16 protein-coding genes are annotated in these 20,259 nt (G+C 45.4%); 12 read left to right on the forward strand and 4 right to left on the reverse strand.

Annotated features, from left to right (window positions below):
* A complete protein-coding gene (gene moaA, locus CSV74_RS12035) occupies positions 1-1,011 on the forward strand; it encodes a GTP 3',8-cyclase MoaA (protein WP_099691835.1) in 1,011 nt (336 codons plus the stop codon).
* A 13-nt stretch (positions 1,012-1,024) separates the two neighbouring features.
* Positions 1,025-1,990 carry a 2-hydroxyacid dehydrogenase gene (locus tag CSV74_RS12040; RefSeq protein WP_099691836.1) on the forward strand — a complete coding sequence of 322 codons (966 nt, stop codon included), beginning with the start codon at positions 1,025-1,027 and terminating at the stop codon, positions 1,988-1,990.
* A 209-nt stretch (positions 1,991-2,199) separates the two neighbouring features.
* On the opposite strand, the gene CSV74_RS12045 is transcribed toward CSV74_RS12040, so the two are convergent.
* Positions 2,200-3,081 (reverse strand): TetR/AcrR family transcriptional regulator, encoded by an 882-nt coding sequence (locus CSV74_RS12045; RefSeq protein ID WP_099691837.1) that lies wholly within the window; start codon positions 3,079-3,081, stop codon positions 2,200-2,202.
* 176 nt (positions 3,082-3,257) lie between these two features.
* On the opposite strand from CSV74_RS12045, the gene CSV74_RS12050 reads away from it, so the two are divergent.
* From CSV74_RS12050 to CSV74_RS12075, 6 genes are all read left to right on the forward strand, one after another.
* The gene (locus CSV74_RS12050; RefSeq protein WP_099691838.1) at positions 3,258-4,760 is read left to right on the forward strand and encodes an MDR family MFS transporter; all 1,503 of its coding nucleotides are present in this window, start codon (positions 3,258-3,260) and stop codon (positions 4,758-4,760) included.
* 80 nt (positions 4,761-4,840) lie between these two features.
* Positions 4,841-6,694, forward strand: coding sequence for a tetratricopeptide repeat protein (locus CSV74_RS12055; protein ID WP_099691839.1), 1,854 nt, complete (start codon positions 4,841-4,843; stop codon positions 6,692-6,694).
* A gap of 466 nt (positions 6,695-7,160) precedes the next feature.
* The gene (locus CSV74_RS12060) at positions 7,161-8,636 is read left to right on the forward strand and encodes an aldehyde dehydrogenase family protein (RefSeq protein ID WP_099691840.1); all 1,476 of its coding nucleotides are present in this window, start codon (positions 7,161-7,163) and stop codon (positions 8,634-8,636) included.
* A gap of 25 nt (positions 8,637-8,661) precedes the next feature.
* A complete protein-coding gene (locus CSV74_RS12065; RefSeq protein WP_099691841.1) occupies positions 8,662-9,810 on the forward strand; it encodes a saccharopine dehydrogenase family protein in 1,149 nt (382 codons plus the stop codon).
* A 78-nt stretch (positions 9,811-9,888) separates the two neighbouring features.
* Entirely contained in the window at positions 9,889-10,497 is a 609-nt protein-coding gene (locus CSV74_RS16530) for a GNAT family N-acetyltransferase (protein WP_199170350.1), read from the forward strand.
* 25 nt (positions 10,498-10,522) lie between these two features.
* The gene (locus CSV74_RS12075) at positions 10,523-11,716 is read left to right on the forward strand and encodes an acyl-CoA dehydrogenase family protein (protein WP_099691842.1); all 1,194 of its coding nucleotides are present in this window, start codon (positions 10,523-10,525) and stop codon (positions 11,714-11,716) included.
* Positions 11,717-11,831: 115 nt separating this feature from the next.
* On the opposite strand, the gene CSV74_RS12080 is transcribed toward CSV74_RS12075, so the two are convergent.
* Positions 11,832-12,713, reverse strand: coding sequence for an SDR family oxidoreductase (locus CSV74_RS12080; RefSeq protein ID WP_099691843.1), 882 nt, complete (start codon positions 12,711-12,713; stop codon positions 11,832-11,834).
* Between the two features lie 154 nt (positions 12,714-12,867).
* Between CSV74_RS12080 and CSV74_RS12085 the strand changes: the two genes are divergently transcribed.
* From CSV74_RS12085 to CSV74_RS12095, 3 genes are all read left to right on the forward strand, one after another.
* On the forward strand, positions 12,868-14,040 hold the full coding sequence (locus tag CSV74_RS12085) for an aminotransferase class I/II-fold pyridoxal phosphate-dependent enzyme (protein WP_099691844.1): 1,173 nt from the start codon (positions 12,868-12,870) through the stop codon (positions 14,038-14,040).
* A 151-nt stretch (positions 14,041-14,191) separates the two neighbouring features.
* Positions 14,192-14,770: a hypothetical protein gene (locus CSV74_RS12090; RefSeq protein WP_099691845.1), complete on the forward strand. Its 579-nt coding sequence runs from the start codon at positions 14,192-14,194 to the stop codon at positions 14,768-14,770.
* Positions 14,771-14,885: 115 nt separating this feature from the next.
* Positions 14,886-17,006, forward strand: a complete 2,121-nt coding sequence (locus CSV74_RS12095) for a beta-propeller domain-containing protein (protein WP_158231795.1) — start codon at positions 14,886-14,888, stop codon at positions 17,004-17,006.
* A 127-nt stretch (positions 17,007-17,133) separates the two neighbouring features.
* Here the strand turns inward: CSV74_RS12095 and CSV74_RS12100 are convergent, their stop codons facing one another.
* Positions 17,134-17,403, reverse strand: coding sequence for a hypothetical protein (locus CSV74_RS12100; protein ID WP_143560769.1), 270 nt, complete (start codon positions 17,401-17,403; stop codon positions 17,134-17,136).
* A gap of 116 nt (positions 17,404-17,519) precedes the next feature.
* The gene (locus CSV74_RS12105; protein WP_099691848.1) at positions 17,520-19,172 is read right to left on the reverse strand and encodes a sensor domain-containing protein; all 1,653 of its coding nucleotides are present in this window, start codon (positions 19,170-19,172) and stop codon (positions 17,520-17,522) included.
* 127 nt (positions 19,173-19,299) lie between these two features.
* Here CSV74_RS12105 and CSV74_RS12110 point away from each other — a divergent pair, with 127 nt between their 5' ends.
* Positions 19,300-20,247, forward strand: a complete 948-nt coding sequence (locus tag CSV74_RS12110) for a DMT family transporter (protein WP_099691849.1) — start codon at positions 19,300-19,302, stop codon at positions 20,245-20,247.
* Positions 20,248-20,259: the final 12 nt, after the last annotated feature.

The following is a 20,259-nucleotide window of genomic DNA, read 5'->3' on the forward strand; positions in this document are numbered from 1 at the left end:
ATGAATGCCATTGTAGATCAACTCGGACGCCCGATTCGGGATTTGCGGATTTCTGTAACGGATCGCTGTAATTTCCGCTGTACGTACTGCATGCCGAAAGAAGTATTTGGTGATGATTTTGTATTTTTAGCCAAAAATGAATTGCTATCGTTTGAGGAATTGGAACGCTTGGCTCGGATATTCGCTCAGTTAGGAGTCAAGAAACTGCGTTTGACAGGCGGTGAACCGCTAATGCGCCGCAATTTACCCGAGTTGATACAGAAGCTTCACGACATCGAAGGGATCGAAGACATCGGACTCACAACCAATGCAGTGCTGCTCGGTCAATACGCGCAACCGCTTTACGACGCTGGATTGCGCCGTCTGAACATCAGTTTAGATGCACTTGACCCAGAGCTGTTCGGCCAAATCAACGGCCGTGGCATTTCACCTGAACTTGTTCTCAAAAATATTCAAAAGGCACAAGACATCGGTTTTACGATTAAAGTGAATATGGTCGTACAAAAGGGTGTCAATGAAAGCGAAATACTCCCAATGGCTACGTATTTCAAAGAACGTGGCATCACATTGCGCTACATTGAGTTTATGGATGTCGGCAATGACAATGGCTGGAGCTTCAAAAAAGTGGTCACGAAGAAAGAAATCTATGACATGCTGGCTGCTGAATTCGACATGGAGCCTGCGGAAGAAGACTATTACGGCGAAGTCGCAAAACGCTATCGTTATGTAGGAACGGATGCACAAGTCGGCTTCATCACATCCGTTTCGGAGTCGTTTTGTTCAACTTGTACGCGTTCTCGTCTATCATCCGAAGGGAAATTATACACGTGTCTCTTCGCGTCTGACGGCTTTGATCTACGGGAATTAATTCGTTCGGATAAAACCGACGAAGAATTATACGAAGTGATTGCCAACGTGTGGAGAGGTAGAAAAGACCGCTATTCCGATGAACGTACGGAGCAAACTGTGAAGAACCGTAAGAAAATTAATATGAACTATATCGGTGGCTAAAGGAGTGTTGTACATGAAACCAACAGTATATATTTGTCGAGAGATACCGGAAGAAATGATCGCACCAGTACGCGAGCACTACGAAGTACGTATGTGGGAATCAACGAGTGAAGCTGTTCCTCGTGATGTATTGCTGAAAGAAGTGGCTGACGCGGATGCACTATGGACCGTCATCTCCGATCAAATCGATGAAGAAGTGCTTAACGCAGCTCCTAAATTACAAGTAATCGTCAATATGGCAGTGGGCTATAACAATATCGATGTCAAAGCTGCGGTGGCACGGAATATTATCGTAACGAATACACCGGATGTACTATCAGAAACGACGGCAGATTTGGCGTTTGCTTTATTGATGGCAACGGCCCGTGATTTGATTGGCGCAGAGAACGCGTTGCGCGAAGGGCGTTGGACTTCTTGGGAGCCGCTTGGCTTCACAGGAACTGATGTGTACGGGGCTACTCTTGGTATCGTCGGAATGGGCCGGATCGGTGAAGCGGTGATGAGACGTGCGAAAGGGTTCGATATGGACGTGCTGTATCATAATCGTAACCGCAAGTCCGAAATGGAAGATATGTATGGCTGTCGTTATGCCGAGCTTCCGGATTTGCTGGCTTCGTCCGATTTTGTACTGATTTTGGTGCCGTATAGTGAAGAGACAAAGGGAATGATCGGTGCGGAGCAGTTGTCTCAGATGAAAGAGACGGGTATTTTGATCAATGTTGCGCGTGGCGGGATTGTGGATGAAGACGCGTTGTTTGATGCGCTACGCACGAAGAAGATTCATGCGGCAGGGCTAGATGTGTTTGAGACGGAGCCTGTTCCGCTCGATCATCCATTGCTGACGTTGCCGAATTTGACGGTGTTGCCGCATATCGGCAGTGCTACGGTGAAAACGCGTAAGGCGATGATGAAGCTGAACGTGGACGCGTTGCTTGCGTTTGCGCTAGGGGAAGAGCCTAATCATCAGGTTCGTGGTTAGTAGTGACGGGGGGCGACTAGTTTATTCCATTATCTATACCGACGTGTAAAGGTTTCCCCACACTACACGAGCGACAATAACCTCCAGTGCTGAAGTAGGTTTCAATATGTAATACACACAAATCCCTAAATTACTTGTACCTATTTTCAACCATTAAAAAAGAGACTAGCAAAGTCATGCTTGGCGACTTTGCTAGTCTCTTTTTGTTCTTATTGAGATTTATTGATGAACAACCAAACCGCTGCGGATAGTTCGATTGCTCGTAGCTGCAGTTCGGAGCCTTCGAAGGCTTCGCGGAATGAGCGTACGACGGATTCTAGTAAATAGAGTCGAGGTTGATCTGTCGATAACTCGTCCAATAAAAATTGGCTGTATAACGTCTTTTGGTTTTCTTCCTCTGGTAACTCTTCAACGAACTTCTGCAAACTCTCAATCAATACTTCGCGTGTCATAGGGTAAAAATCTGCAGCCGTTAACATGTCTTCTAGCAAGTTTTGCGACAGGAAGTGTGCGTCTCGTTTTATGATGTCTGGCACGATAACTTCCATTCGTTGCATGACGAACTCGACTAGTTTCATCGTATCGATGCGCTCTGTAGTGGAACTTTTCCAGACGTTGAGTGCGTGTTGGATGAAGCCGAAAAGCAACGATGCGCAATCATAGGAGTAAGGTTTTATTTCTTCGCCGTAGACGTTAACGAGTCGTTTTGCGATCCATGCCAGTTCCCGGAAATGCATCTGTTTGACGAATTGACGTAGCTCGTCATCGGGGGAATGAACGATAGTTTCAAACAACGGTAGCAAGTTTTGTTCCCGGTTCATCGTTAAACGAATTTCAATTTGTGCAGAAAGCAGGGCGGGGTCTGTAAGATCTTTACCGATCGCCAGCTCATTTCTTCGTAAGTAACTTATATAATAGGCGTCGCGCAAGATCGCCATTAGACATTCGTTTTTAGAAGAAAAGTAATTATAGAACGTTCCCTTTGAAATTTGCGCTGCATCCAAAATGTCTTGAATGGATGTCGAGTGAAAGCCTTTGTCGATGAATAATTGTTTTGCGATCAGCAATACGTGCTTTTTACGGTCGTTCATAGATAATCACCTGTTATTTAAATTTGTTTTTAGACTGTGTGTATACTTCATATACTATTCTTAAAACATTGTTATATCAAGCGTTTAATCCTCTTGAAATTTATTAGTTGTAATAAATGTACTAGCGGTATAAAATATAAATCTGACATATTTTATACATGTTATAGGAGGATAAAATGGTGGAATCATTAGAAATAAAAAAAATGCATGAGAAACCGCCTTATGGGATCATTGCTATATTGTTCATTGGTGCATTTGTTGCTATCTTGAATAATACTTTGTTGAATATCGCATTACCGGTCATTATGGAAGAGTTTTCGATTACGCCATCGGCCGTTCAGTGGTTGACGACCGGTTATATGCTGGTCAACGGGATTATGATTCCGGCAAGTGCGTTTTTCATACAGAAGTTTACCAATAGAAGGATTTTCATTACAGCGATGGTGCTTTTCTCGTTAGGGACGTTTATTGCGATCATCGCTCCGACATTCTCTTTACTAGTCGTCGCACGTATGATTCAAGCATCTGGTTCTGCACTGATGATGCCGTTGTTAATGAATGTTATGTTGACAGCATTCCCGATCGAAAAACGGGGAGCGGCACTTGGTATGTTCGGTCTGGTAATGTTCACGGCACCGGCGATCGGACCCACATTGTCTGGCTGGGTAGTTGAACATTATTCGTGGCGTACATTGTTTGAGATTGTCTTGCCGATTTCATTGCTGACTCTGATTCTTGCTATCTTCAAACTCAAGGATATTACACCGAATCGTGATGTACGCATTAATTTCTTCTCGTTAGTCTTATCGACAATTGGTTTTGGCGGTTTGCTATACGGCTTCAGTTCTGCAGGTGAAAAGGGTTGGAGTACTCCAATTGTCTATGGCACGATTGCGCTCGGTACCGTATCGCTCGTATGGTTTATTGTAAGACAATTACGTATGAAAGAGCCGATGCTTGATTTTCGAATTTACAAGTATCCGATGTTTGCACTCGCTTCCGTCATATCCATGGTAATAGCAGTAGCGATGTTTTCCGGAATGATTTTGACACCGTTATATGTGCAAAATGTTCGAGGTATTTCACCGCTAGATGCAGGATTGCTCATGTTGCCAGGTGCAGTGTTAATGGGTATCATGTCGCCGATTACAGGTCGCTTATTCGATAAATACGGTCCGCGTGCCCTAGTCTATACGGGACTGACTATTTCGGTATTCACGACGTATTTATTGAGCCAATTGCAGATGGATACAGGCTATTATTATTTGATGGGCGTATATACATTCCGGATGTTTGGTTTGTCGATGGTCATGATGCCGGTTATGACAAACGGAATGAACTCGTTGCCGATGATTTCGAATCCACATGGTACCGCAATGAACAACACATTGCAGCAAGTATCTGGTGCTATTGGTTCGGCATTGTTATTGACACTCATGACAAAACGGTTGGATGCATCGGCAGTGGCACAAGCAAAGGATTTGGCCGCGTCTGGAGTCAATGTGTCCACTATGACAGAAGAGATTGGACGTTTGGCGATGCTCGACGGTGTCAATCACGCGTTCTTCATCTCAACGGTTATTACAGCCATTGCATTGATTCTATCGTTATTCATTAAACGGGTCATGCCACCGACTTCGCCAACTATGGGTGAAGTGAAGGAACAGTCCGAAAAGTAGAATAAGAAGTTTCGTATGCTACTATGCATGCGGAGCTTCTTTTTAGTATGGTATAGTAAAAAGAAAAGGTTGTGTTCGATGTGATAGGGAACAAAGAAAAGTGCCCATGCGGAAGCGGGGAAATTGTAGAGAACTGCTGCGGCAAAACAGATATGCCGGGCACAAATATCGTTCAAGAAGAACTGAAGAAAGTATTAAACAGCTATTATGAAACTTCATTGTCTCCTGCTGAGATTCAATCATTAGAAGGATTATTGAAAGAGTGGGCTGGACGTCTGGGTGAGTGGATGGAAGAAGAGGAACTCGTGACGAATGTGAGCGATTATTATTTCTTCATCGTTCGTAAAGATCTTTGGAGACGCCACCTAGTAAAAGCGTTGAACCGTACGCAAAACAGAGGGGTACGAGCTATTCTGAAGAGCTGGCAGAATGCTTTTATAACGTTCGCGGAAGTGACGAAGGCGGAGAAAGAAGTCTACCATATGAAAGAGATTCTTGGGAGTGGCGAGTATTTATTGGCGAGAGAAGCAGGCGAGCCTGAAGATGTTCGCGCCGTCGTTGCCATCGTCCTGGAAGAGATGCGCAATGAAGAGCGCTGGGTCATGCCGATTTCTGCCATCGCAGTGAATGAGCATATGAGTGAGGAACTATTGACGCGTGTGCAGGAACTAGCTGAAACGAGTGACGAAAAGAATAGCTTCGATTTCTTCAAGAAGCATCTAGTCGACATTTACGAAGTCGTTTGTAAGCTCGACGTTCAGACGTTATCTGACGTAGTCGAGCAGAACTTCACACCGTTACAGCGCGAAGTGATAGAAATTCTGGATGCTCAACTCGAAAAGGAAGAGCTATACCCGGGTGCGTATGAAATGGTACTGTCCTTGATGGCGTATTACTTTACCGATCAAGCTCCGAAGTTCCGCAAGCCGGAAGTACTCGCCGCAGCAGCTTTCCAATTGGCAGTGGACACGAACATGATGCCGAATACGTACACACAAGCGGAAGTAGGGAAACTGTTCGACGTTTCTGTATCTTCATTCCGAAAGCATACGGATGTTTTGCTAGAGAAGATTGATGAACTCGAGAAGATGATGGAGGAAGGGAAGAAGGATGCTGCATATCCTATTGGAACCAATCCACTTCCATCTGAGCAAATGAATTGGCAAGTGCATATGTTGACGCAAAAGCATAACTTTGATTCGTTAGAAGAAGCACAAGCATACATTCAAGAAGCAATGCAGCAACCGTTCGAGCCGGAAAATCAGCAACAAGAAGCACAGATGCTTTGTTATATGGCATACAATGCCGAAACGGTTGAACAACGACATGACTTCGCGGTAGGTGCGTATGGCGCTGATCCGACGAATGTCGATGCGTTGTTACTTCAGACGGAGCTGACAGATTCGAAGGACGAGCAGGAGAAATTCTTTAAACAAGCTATATTCTCTGGTGAAAAACAGTTTGATAATCGTGCGGAAGACGCGTGGAAGTTCGCACCGAATCGTCCGTATTTACGTAGTTTGTTGCAGTACGGCGTGTGGCTCTATGAGCAAGACCGTTTTGCGGACGCGAGCGAGATGTTTATACGTCTGCTGTCGCTCGACCTCTTTGATCATCAACGTGCACGGTACTTGGCGGTTTCTTCGTTGATTCATCAAGGCGAAATTGATCAGGCTGCGCGACTGCTGGAGGCGACTGAAGAAGTTTCTGAAGGTGATGCAGCGTATTGGTATTTGTCGTGGTTGGTGGAGATGGAGCGTGCGCAAGGTGAGTCTTCGGAGCGTGCTTTGGAGTTGTTTGCTAAGGCGGAACAATTGAATCCACATGTGAGTAAGTTGATGGAGATGGCTGTGGAGAAGATGAGTTATCCGAAGAGTGTTGCGCTTATACCGGGTAGTCATGAGGAAGCGCATTATATTTGGTATTTGTTGTAATGAATGTAGGCCGTCATGGCGAGTTGGAGGTTCCGACTTGCTGTGGCGGCCTTTTGTGTTGGCATTGGTGAGCGATGAGAAGGCACCGTTAATCTGCGTTTTAGGTGGACGCTTTCCTGCGGGCATGGCTTGAGCCTCCTCGTCACTGCGTTCCTGCGGGGTCTCAAGGCTCATGCTTTTCCTGCGGGAGTCGCCGCCTAAAACGCAGATCAACTACTTTACGTTTCTAAAACTAGTGATGTGTAAAGATTCCTTTCATTAACTAAACGAAGGCACCTCCAAACCGTAGGCTTAGCAAGGAAGCATCCTCAAGCAACTCACTGAAAGCAATGCTTTTCCAAGGTTGCATATCTTATTTAAATTTCCGGAATATTTCTAGCTTTAAAGGAATAGGATGATATATTGTCGAACAATTCTAATAGGGACAACTTACGAAAACGATATGGAGTAGAGAGGGGTAGTATGGATGAAGCTAACTAATTACATCGATGGTGTTTGGCAGGGGGAAGCTGCTAGTTATGCTGCTGTGCTCAATCCAGCAAATGGGGAAGAGTTGGCGCAGGTGCCTTTGTCGACGGAGGAAGAGGTGCAGCAGGCGGTGGCTGCGGCGAAGAAGGCGCAGAAGAAGTGGGCTTTGGTGCCAGCACCGAAACGTGCGGATTATCTCTATGAAATTGGCCGTATGATGAAAGATAAAAAAGAACATCTAGCGCAAGTACTGACGAAGGAAATGGGTAAAGTAATAGAAGAGGCCCGTGGAGAGGTGCAAGAGGGAATCGATATGGCGTTCTACATGGCGGGAGAAGGTCGACGCTTGATTGGTGAAACGGTTCCGTCTGAGTTGCAGGATAAGTTCGCGATGAGCGTTCGTGCACCGATTGGCGTGGTCGGTCTGATCACGCCGTGGAATTTTCCGATTGCGATTGCTACGTGGAAGTCGTTTCCGGCAATTGTGGCGGGGAATACATTCATTTGGAAACCGGCGACAGAAACACCGTTGATGGCGTATGAAATGGCGTTAATTTTCGAAGAAGTGGGTTTGCCACATGGTGTCGCGAACATCGTCTTCGGTTCAGGCTCAGATGTTGGTACTGCGCTGATCGAACATCCCGACGTCCGCGTTATTTCGTTTACTGGCTCGACGGAAACAGGTCGCCACGTTGCGGAATTAGGCGGTCGTCACTTGAAGAAAGTGTCTCTTGAAATGGGCGGCAAGAATGCGGTCATCGTGTTGGAAGATGCAGATATCGAGCTAGCGGTAGAAGGTATTTTATGGAGCGCATTTGGAACGGCAGGACAACGCTGTACAGCTTGCAGTCGGGTAATCGTTCATAAAGACGTCAAAGAAGAGTTGCAGAAGCGTCTGCTAGAGAGCATGCAAGACCTGACGATGGGCGACGGACTGGACGAAACGGTGAAAGTCGGCCCTGTGATTAATGAAAAAGCGCTGGAGAAAATCCAAAGCTATATCGAAATCGGCAAAAGCGAAGGTGCGAATCTAGTGGCAGGTGGAAATGTGCTGAATGAAGGCAAATTCGCTACTGGTCATTATTTTGAACCTACATTGTTTGCGGATGTCGCGTGGAATAGTCGACTTGCACAGGAAGAGATTTTCGGCCCAGTTGTTTCATTGATTACGGTCAGCAGTCTGGATGAAGCGATCGAAGTGAATAACAGCGTGGCATATGGCTTGTCCAGTTCCATTTTCTCGCAAGATGTCAATAAAGTATTCCGCGCACAACGCGACCTCGATACGGGTATTGTCTATATCAATGCAGGCACAACGGGCGCGGAAATTCATTTGCCATTTGGCGGAACGAAGGGGACGGGGAACGGTCATCGTGACTCTGGAGTTGCGGCACTGGATGTCTTTACGGAATGGAAGAGCATTTACATCGATTACAGCGGCAAGTTGCAACGCGCACAAATCGATACGGAATGAACTCACAGGAAGAAGGGATGAACAGATGAAAGTTGTTGTATTAGGTGCAGGATTAATGGGAAAAGAAGTCGTTCGTGATTTAGTCAAGCAGGACGAAGTGAGAAAAGTGTATCTCGCGGACCGCGCAATTCGGCAAGCGGAAGATTTCGCCGAAGAACTACTGAATGAAAAGCTCGACATTCTATTGCTCGATGCTACAAATGAAGAGCAACTGAGCGACGTCATCGGACTTGGTGATATTGTTGTCAACGCACTGTTTTATACATTCAATGAAGCGGTCGCACGCTGTGCAGTAGAACGTGGCGTACATGTTGTCGACCTAGGCGGACATATCGGTGGAGCAACGGAAAAAGTGCTCGCGCTAAGTGAACAGGCTGCTGCAAAAGGCGTGACGTTAATTCCAGACCTTGGTGTAGCGCCCGGTATGATTAATATTCTGTCAGGATATGGCGCGTCGTTACTAGATGAAATCAAGTCGATCAAACTGTACGTAGGCGGAGTTCCGGTCAAATCCGAACCGCCACTGAACTATAATGTTGTCTTTTCATTGGAAGGATTATTCGATCATTATACCGATTCATCTCGCGTTATGCGAAATGGTGAAGTGAAGGAATTACCTTCATTATCGGAAATCGAAACGCTAGAATTCGATGGCTATGGCGAAATGGAAGCCTTCCATACATCAGGCGGTACGTCGACGATGCTTGAATCATTCCCTAACATCGAAACACTAGAATACAAGACAATCCGCTACCCGGGTCATGCAGAAAAGGCGCAGCTATTAGTTGATCTTGGCTTGCTATCTAGAGATTCTACAATTCAAGTAGATGGTAGACCTTTACGTGTGCGCGACGTCATGCTCGCTCATTTGACGCCGCAATTACGCCTTGGAGATAAATCGGACGCTGTCTTACTTCGCGTCATAGTGAGCGGTACGAAAGACGATCATCCGCAGACGGTGACGTTTAATATGATTACGGAAAAAGACCCGAACACGAATGAAACGGCTATGGCACTCGCAACGGCCAACACTATTTCTGTCGTAGCGCAAATGATCGGCAATGGAATCATCACGAAAAGAGGCGCTTATCCACCGGAAAACATCGTGCCTGGCGAACTGTATATCGCTGAAATGAAGAAACGCGGAGTGGTTATTGACGTACAACAGGCCTGATACAGTATATACTGGTAAGAAAGCGTGGATTTAGATCTCAACAGACCATCTCCTCGTAATTCTAAGGAGTGAAGTGAAATGCAACAACAAACATTGAATACATCACAGATGGGATTACAGCATCTCGCAACGAATCGACGGACATTGAATAGATTATTCAAATTCGTGCTAGTAGACTTCGGATTTCTCGACCATATTCCATTCCCGATTATGCGCAACGCACTTAAGAAAAACATCTTGCGTGCAGTCTATTTGACGGACGGTATTAACGTTTACGGCTATGCCATCTATCAGGAAATCCCGAAATATGGAGGTATTCACGTACTCTACTTGGCAATTGCGCCGGAATTCCGTTCATATGGCTTAGGCAGCGTTATGCTTCGCCGTTTAGATGCGTTATCACCAGCGGGAATTTTACTTGAAGTGGAAGATCCCGACCTTTCTCGGAATGAAGAAGAATTATCAATTCGGACACGACGTATCGCATTTTATGAACGGAATGGATTGACACTGGATCAAACAGTGAAGCTAACCAATTTCAAGCACCCGTTATTATTAATGACAACTACGGCACTGCCTGCATTGAACGAGCGGCAGTTCCGTAAGTTTTATCGACAGTTATATAACCGCGTATACCGCATACCAGTAGGACAGATTGCGGTGAACGCACGCATCGAAAAAGCCTAGTTTCATTGTAAAGGAGGACACGAAGATGGACTTTACATTTACAGATGAACAGAACATGTTGCGACAGACGGCAAGACAGTTTGTAGATGCGGAAATTATGCCGCATATTGCGAAATGGGATGCAGAAGGAAGTTTTGACAAAGGAATTTGGAAACGGCTCGCGCACCTTGGATTTATGGGCGTCTGTGTCCCGGAAAAGTACGGTGGCAGCGGGATGGATTATAATGCTTTGGCGATTTTATGCGAGGAACTCGAACGTGGAGACACGGCTTTTCGCACCGCGGTTTCTGTACACATCGGCTTGAATTGCATGACGTTGATGCAGTGGGGAACGGAAGAGCAGAAGAAGAAGTATTTAGTACCGCAAGCGAAAGGCGAGAAAATCGGTGCATTCGGATTGACGGAACCAGGCGCCGGCTCAGATGTTTCCGCCATTCAGACAACCGCGGTTCGTGATGGCGATGACTATGTATTGAACGGTCAGAAAACCTGGATTTCACTTTGTGATTCGGCAGACAACTTTCTCGTTTTTGCTTACACGGATAAATCAAAGAAGCACCACGGCATCAGCGCGTTTATTGTAGAGCGAAGCATGCCGGGATTTTCATCAAAGGCAATCAAAGGGAAGTACGGCATTCGGGCAGGTAACACGGGTGAGCTATTCTTTGAAGACGTTCGTGTACCGGCTGCCAACCTATTAGGTGAAGAAGGCGAAGGGTTCAAGATTGCGATGGCGGCGCTGGATAACGGTCGTTTCACGGTGGCGGCAGGTGCAGTGGGATTACTGTACGCTTGTCTTGAATCGAGTGTACAGTATGCAACCACGCGTGAAACATTCGGTAAGAAAATAGGTGAACACCAACTAGTCCAGCAGATGCTTGCGAAGATGGAAGCGGGTTATGAGATGAGTCGTCTTCTTGTCTATCGTGCGGGTGAGTTGAAGAATAGCGGTGTTCGGAATACACGCGAGACGTCACTCGCGAAGTGGCAAGCGTGTGATTTTGCTAATCAAGCTGCAGATGATGCTGTGCAGATCCATGGAGCGTATGGCTATTCGGATGAGTATCCGGTTGCGCGGTATTTACGCAATTCGAAGGCGCCTGTTATTTACGAGGGCACGCGGGAAATCCATACGATCATGCAGGCGGAGTATGTGCTTGGGGAGCGTAGTGATAAGAAGTTGAATCGGATGTTGCCTAAGTGGCCGTTTGAGGAATGAAAAAGATGCGGTAAGCCGGTATGGCTTACCGCATCGTTTTTTTTGTGTGCGGAATTTCTGGTTTTGAGGGTGTAGCGCGGTCGTGCTTAACGCTCTACCCTTCATGTATGCCGAATTAAGACCCAACAAAATCTCCGCCATCGACGTGTATCGTCTGTCCAGTCATATAGCTCGAGTCCTGTGAAGCTAAGAATACATACGCGGGTGCGTTCTCAGCAGGCTGTCCACGGCGTTTCATCGGTGTGTCTGCACCATGTTCATCCACCGTCTTCGCGTCAAATGTGGCAGGGATCAGCGGTGTCCAGATCGGTCCTGGTGCCACTGCGTTGACACGAATTCCTTTGTCCGATAAATTTAATGCCAATGAACGTGTAAAGCTTGTGATCGCCCCTTTTGTCGCGGAGTAATCAAGCAAACCAGGTGATCCGTTATAGGCTGTTATCGAAGAAGTATTGACTATGCAGTCGCCTTTTTTCATATGTGTAATGGCAGCTTTGGACATAAAGAACAACCCAAAGAAGTTCGTTTCAAATGTTTCCTTCAACTGCTCTTCCGTAATGTCTTCGATAGATTTTTGCGGGAACTGTTTACCGGCATTGTTAACTAGTATATTGAGTTCGCCAAAGTCTTCTATCACTTGGCGGATCAGTTGTTTACAGTTTTGATCGCTGCTAATATCCGTTTGATATTTTTTTGCTTTACCACCGTATTTCTCGATTAATTCAATTGTTTTATCGGCATCCTCATCTTCCTGATCAGCTAAATATGCGATGGCGACGTTCGCACCTTCTTTCGCATAGGCAACCGCGACGGCTCGTCCAATTCCGCTGTCGCCGCCTGTGATTAGTGCAGTTTTTCCTTTGAGTTTATCGGCACCTTTGAAATTCGGGTCATCGTAAATTGGCGCGGGGTCCATCTTTTCCTCGACACCGGGCTGTGTAGATTGTGTCTGTCCTGAAATGTTGTCGTCGATTTTTTCGTATGGGTTTTGGCTCATGTAATATCCTCCTCAATACATAGTTACCAAAAGTATTCCCCGATTGCTCATGACCAAACATTCAAATGTCCGGTATAAAATTAATCCAAGCGGTGTTTTTGCGTGTTATAATAAAGTCGTGTAGTACTATATAACAGCTAAGGAGCGTGTCTTCGTGAACTTTCAACCTTCCAAAAAAATGTCCATATTCTCACCAGCAATCTTTGGTGACTTAAAAGCAGCTGCTGAGTTAAAAAAAGCAACAGGCGCGCAAGTCGTCGATTTGAGTCTCGGCAGCCCGGATCTTCCGCCTGACGAGCGTGTACGTCAAGCGTTGTCTGAGCATAGCGCGTTGGCCTCATCTTACGGTTACACACTGGGAGGGACGAAGCGATTCCATGAAGCCGTCGCAAATTATTACAAACGACGCACAGGTGTCATCATCAATCCCGATACAGAAATTCTGCAGACAATGGGTTCACAGGAAGGTCTCGTTCATTTACCTTTCGCATTCTGTGACGAAGGAGATTACGTCCTAACAACGAATCCTGCCTACGTCGCCTATGACGCAGGGATCAAACTAGCAGGCGCAGTGCCTTATTACATGCCATTACTTGCGGAAAACGACTTCTTGCCTAATCTGAATGAAGTCCCGGAAGACGTGCTGAAAAAGACTAAACTACTTATCCTAAACTTACCAGGAAACCCAGTACCGGCAATGCCAAGTGAAGCCTTTTTTGAAGAAGTTGTAGCGTTCGCAAAGAAACACGAAATTATCGTGCTTCATGACGCAGCGTATTCGGAATACTATTTCACTGGCGACCGTCCAGCAAGTTTCCTCACAACACCTGGCGCAATGGAAGTCGGTTTGGAAATCAACTCGCTGTCAAAAAGCTTCAGCTTGGCTGGCGCACGGATTGCTTACTTCGTCGGAAATGCAGAAATGATCAAAGTGATACGCGAACTGAAATCCAACCTCGACTATGGAACATTCGGACCAATCCAAGAAGCAGCCATTGTGGCACTCGATAACGGTGAAGAAATCACGGATCGCCTACGCGCCGAGTTCTCTAAACGCCACCACGCGTTAATGGACGGACTCGCATCACTAGGCTGGGAAACGACCCCATCTGAAGGCGGTATGTTCGTCTGGGCGAAGTATCCATACGACATCGCCGACATAGAATTCGTCTTTGAAGTTATTAAACAAGCGGGCGTCGTCATGGTACCTGGCAGCATCTTCGGTACCGCAGGAAAAGGTTACGTCCGCCTTGCCCTCGTGCAAAAAGTCGAATTGATTGAACAAGCGATTGAACAGCTTAGAAAATTATCGATTGTTAGCGTGTAAATAAAAAAAGGGAGAGCGGTTTTTATGCTCTTCCTTTTTTTGTAATCAAAGAAATGGTTCAAAATCAATTCGATACAAGACGTCTACTGCATACATTATGTTACTACCGCAAAATATTAATAGAAACGTAACAGAGAGAGGAGGGGATACGATGACCGAACATAAAAAGGACCGAAGCTACCAGAAAGACAACAGAATTCAACCCCGTAGAAAAAAGCAGAGTATTGTAATCTGGAGTGTTGTCGCGACAGCCACCGTGATGTTTTTTCTACTCGTGTTACCATTGTTGCAAGAGTCGAATACGGAAAATGAAAAGGTTGTACCAGCCATAGGTCTTTATGAAGATCTAGAAAATTTACAACTCAAGGTGTTACAAGAAAAACCGTTAGAAGATGGAAAAATCGAATACTTAATTGAAATAAATAATGACACCAATAGGGTAATTCACCAGCCTACATTAATCTTCAGTTTCGAAGTGAAACTAGAGAAAGGTTGGGCAGAAAACCCCTTCAAGTACTCAACTGACCTTGGACTGCAAATTGAACCGGGACAAAAAATGAAAGTACCGCTTGCAGTGAATGTAAGTCTACTCAACAAGGAGACGATCGATACTAATCACGTTATGCTTGAATTGAGAGGCTATCTGGATGAACTAGAGCTTGAAAATCTATTTCATACGGGACAATCAATCAGTAATGTTAAAGGCGATAAACAATGGAAGAAGCTATAACTAAGCTAAAACCACTCTATAAAAAGAGTGGTTTTAGCTTTTTTAAATAGGATGTAACGAAACTAAAAAAATTCAGTCTACTCTACTACATACTAAATAAAAGGAGATGAAAATTATGAATACAGGTAGATGGCTCATAGTGTTAGGTGCAGCTGGAACGATTGGAATCCTAGTGCTAATCAGTTTCCTGTTCTGGCCTAAAGTAGGCATCACATCGATGAAGTCCGTGCTCGCGGGTCAGTCGCTACATGTTTACTTTACGGATTCAGTGAGAGGAAACTTGGATGCTTCGCAGTTTCACGTGACGAAAAGTAATAAGAGAACTCCGGCCAAGCTGGCGTACGGAAATGAAAAGAAATCATTGCAAGTAGGGGAGCTGCAACCGGGAGACTATACATTGCATATTCCAGCGAATAGTTTTGGCATATGGAAACGCGCAGAAGACCAAGCGCTTTCATTCACCGTCCTCGAATCCGTACAGCCTGTCACTTCTATGAAAGAAATAGAGAACTTCTTTGAGCGGGTGAAACCTCAGGGACGCAGTGAAATTATGGAGGAGTCTTCTTCGGAAGATAAAGCTTCTGGCGGTGGTAACGATCATTCACAAACCAATCAACAAGTAGCCGGAGTAGATGAAGCGGATACTGTCAAAACAGACGGTGATTTCCTCTACGATGTCCTAAATGGTGAAGGACTTATAATCACGGATATCCGCAATCCAAACGAGATGGTCCGTGCCAGCAAGACCGACTTCACGGATGGGTTCTATGCGAACCAACTGTATGTAGATCAAGACAAAGTCGTATTAATCGGAGGCCAAAGTCTAGACGCATCGACGTCCAATATGGATTCGAACATGACTGAAGATCGCATGATGCCAACGCAGCAAATGTCCGTCATTCGTGTCTACGACGTCACAGACCGCACGAATCCGAAACTCATTCGCGAAACAGGTGCAGAAGGCTACGTCATCGGGACACGAAAAATTGGCCGATTTGTCTATATGATCACGAACAATCAACCATTCCTTTGGTATGATCATCCAACTCCGGTAGAAGATCAGCTAGTACCAAAAGTCTATGATTCTATATCCAATCAAAAAGTACAACCGCTCACACTCGCTAAAATCTCGATTTTGCCAGGCGCGATGGAATCTTCCTACTCGGTCATCACGACACTCGATATCGAGTCGGATGAAAAAGGTGGGATGAATACGAAAGCTTATCTTGGCAGCGGCGAACAACTGTACATGTCTGAAGATCATCTGTACTTGACGTCTACAAACTACCAAGATAGTCAGCAAAGCACTAGCGAAATTTTCAAATTCAGCCTGGACAAAACGCACGTTCATTTCCAGCAAACGGCACAACTAAAAGGGACGATCTTAAATCAGTTTTCTATGGATGAGCATAACGGCTATTTTCGTACAGTCACAACAGAAGGTAATCTCTGGGACGAACGCAATAAAGCGAAGAACCATCTATTCATCCTCGACGAAAATATGAAACAAGTTGGTTCAGTCGAAAATCTGGCAGTCAATGAACGCATTTATTCCGCACGATTCCTTGGAGACAAAGCGTATATGGTAACGTTCCGTGAAACAGATCCACTATTCGTCATGGACGTTGCGGACCCGAATAACCCGAAAGTACTCGGCGAACTGAAAATTCCTGGCTTCAGCAACTACTTGCATCCGCTTGATGAAGGCCATTTAATCGGCTTCGGCTATGAAACAATCGCGAAGAAAAATCCACAAGGCGGCGCGCCCATCATCCAAACAGGCGGCATGAAAATCTCAGTGTTCGACGTAACAGATTTTGCGAATCCCAAAGAAACCGCATCTGAAGTCATCGGAGGGCAAGGGACCTATTCCTCAGTCCAGCACGATCATCACGCGTTGTTCATCCATCCAAACCGCAACTTATTCGGTTTCCCGATTTCAGTGTATGAGCAATCCAAGCGTGAAAACATTCTAGATCTACAAAGCTCTGGCGCAATGATCTACGAAATCACAGCTGAACATGGTATCGTTAAGGCAGCTGATCTAACCAATCGCATGACAAATAACTACATGGACTGGGAAAAAGAAATCCAACGTCTAGTGTATAGTGGCAATTCCCTTTACACGATTTCCGTAAATGAAGTAAACAGCTACACATTAGACCGATTCACACCGCTGGATACGTTAGAAAGAGCTAGCTACACATCGGACAGTGTACCCCCCGTGAATCGATAGAAAAATAAGGCTTGAGCGCTCACTAGTATTGGTGGGCGCTCATTTATTTTGTCGAGCGCTCTATCGTGGCCGCCATCCGCTCAATGAAGCTGGTCGAGCGCTCTATCACATTCGCTATCCGCTCAATCTATCCATCCAAGCGCTCTATCACATCCGCTATCCGCTCAATCCACCCAACCAAGCGCTCTATCCCATTCGCCATCCGCTCAATCCATCCAACCAAGCGCTCTATCCCGTTCGGCATCCGCTCAATCCATCCAACCAAGCGCTCTATCCCATTCGCCATCCGCTCAATCCACCCATCCAAGCGCTCTATCACGTTCGCCATCCGCTCTATACTTCCCACACAGTCCGCCCAGCCCCACCCCGCATACCAATCAAAAGGTTGTCTTTTCACCTCTCGTACAGTAAGCTGTAATCAAACGCACTAAGACTAACCACAACTGAACAAGATAGACAAAAATGGAGCCCTTTCTTTATGAAAGGAGCTCCATCTAATTTGATAGCGATACTTTATTTAATTTCGATTTGCTCAGCCGGCATTGGCATTCCGATGAAATGACCTTGCATAGCATCGATGCCCATCTCTTTCAGCAATTCAAATTGCTGTTCATTGCTAACGCCTTCTGCAATTGTATACAAGTTGATCTTCTTGGAAAGTTGGATCAGTCCTTCGATCAATTTCTGCGTCTTCGGATTGCTCAATAACGCATCGATAAAGACGCGGTCAATTTTGACGCTGGAGATCGGTAAATGCTGCAAGTAACGCAACGATGCATATCCTGAACCGAAATCATCGAGAGTGAACTGTAAACCGAGGTTTTGTAGTTCGGACATTTGTGCTAGTACGGATTGTTCTTCTTCCGCTTTAAGCGCAAATTTCTCCGTAAACTCAAGATGCACTTTATTTGCGGGGCAACCTGTTTCATTTAAGATGGAGATTAATCGGTCTTTCCATTGTGGATTCAAAGATTCACGAATAGAAGAGTTGATGGAAATACTCATATCATTCCCGGCGCGATGCCATTTCGTTACGAACGTCATCGCTTCTTCTGCCACATATGCACCGACTTCTTCGATCAAGCCGTTTTCTTCTGCAATCGGAATCAATTCGTCGGGACTGATGACGCCAAGATCTTCATCCTCCCAACGAACGAGCGCTTCATAGCATGTAATTTTCTCGCTAGCCACATCATATTGCGGTTGATAAGCTACATGCAATGAATTGCGATCTAGTGCTGTCAGCATCTTGCGGTCAATTTCCAAACGGCGGTTCAGAATTTTATGGGACTCAGCAGACAGTGAAGCAATCCGTCCACCACCTTGACTAATGACATCATCTGCGGCAGTCATCGCAACTTTGTATAGTTGCGTGTATGTTTTCTGGTCTTCAGGGAAACGTACAATCCCACCACTGATCGAAAGTGTTTGCGCATTGTGGCTGAGGTAGATCGGCTGTTGCTTTAAGAAATCATAGAATCCTTGAATATACCAATCGCCGAAAGCTGTCAGCACAACAAAGCTATTCGTATCGATACGTGCAATCGGATTATCTTGGAAATAACGTTTTAATCGATTGGTAAATTCTTGAATCAGCTGCGTCTCAGTTTCTTGGGATTGCAGCTCTTTCATAGTGAAGTAATGATCGATCGTCAAATAGACAAATGAAAAATGGTTAGCATTTGCGATGTATTCGTTCACTACTTGTTCTAGCTTATGGCGGCTCATGAGTCCTGTTTCTACATCAATGAATGCAATGTCTCCTAAGCGTTCCTGCAAACGAACATCTTCCGTAATATCTAGCTCCAAGAAAAATACGGATTGCAGTTCTCCGAAGTCGGAGAGGGTAGGGACAGCGAGTGTATTCACATAGAATGATTCACCTTTGCGAGACATTTTTTCTATTTTACCCGCCCATGTTTTCCCTGACAGCAAACAATCCCAAATGGAGTTCGCTATTTCCTGGCTTTCAGGTTGATCCGAAAACATTTGCCAGAAAGATTTTCCTAAAATGCGTTTAGGTGTCCAACCACTGACGGTTAGGTAGTTTTGATTGGCGTAGGTGATTAGACCATCGCCATCCGTATGTGTAACTAATTGGTATTTACTTAGACTATCGACTAGTGCCTGATATCTGCTCGTCTCTAGTAACGGAATTGTATGCATAAAGGTACTCCTTTCCAATTCTACTATATAACTATTATAAATGAAGTTTCAGTGTTGTCCATGACTCATGTGTGAATTTTATACTATATGACTAAAAAGACAAGAAATTAGTTAGGGGTGACAGATCATGTTGCGATTAAAAGGAATTATCATGATTATTATAGGTTCTATGTTATGGGGCGCTACGGGGCCTATGATGGAGTGGATTTTGAACCATAGTGAAATGTCCGTTTCGATGATGTTAATCCTACGTTTGTCGATCGCGGGTGGCGTGTTGCTATTATTATTGAAAGCAAAAGGTATACAGGTCGGTCGTCCTATGAGGCAAAAGTTGTGGTTGCGTAAAATGGTGATGTTCGGCGTTATCGGGATGCTCGGTGTACAGTTTGGATTCGTTCAAACCATCGCACATAGTGACGCAGTAGTCGCAACATTATTCCAGTTCGTTGCACCGGTCTACATCATCATTCTGCTTTCAATATTTCAGAAATCCTTCCCGCCAGGCAGCCAAGTAATCGGTATGGTCATTGCGTTATTCGGCTTGATCTTGCTCTTGACAAATGGTTCATTCTCGAGCATTTCATTAGATACGACCGCAATTGTGTGGGGGATAATTGTGGGATTTGCCTTCACTTTCTACACACTATATCCGGTAGTTCTTATGGCGGAGTGGGGTGTATTACTCGTCGTCGGCTGGGGAATGTTCATTGGCGGTATGACTTTATTCATTATCAACTTGCCGATGTTCTTCATGAATCTTGGTGTTTTGCTTGACGGTCCAGCGATGGGTATGTTGTTACTCGTCATTATTATGGGAACACTTGCATTCATCATGTTCCTGCAAAGTATGAACTATATTTCACCTGTTGAAACGAGCGTGCTTTCCAGTTTCGAACCGCTTACAGCGATGATAGTCTCCGTATTCTGGCTAGGTCAGGCAATGGGTGTCTGGCAACTAACTGGCGCGGCCATCATGCTGGTGGGGGTTGTCTGGTTATCCATCGGCGGTAATCGCAAGAAGAATAGCGCTCCGTTCCCAGATCCTATTCAAGAGTACGACCATAGCGAGGTATAGCTTTTCGCCTGT

The organism is Sporosarcina sp. P19, from assembly GCF_002743165.1.
GTDB lineage: Bacteria > Bacillota > Bacilli > Bacillales_A > Planococcaceae > Sporosarcina > Sporosarcina ureae.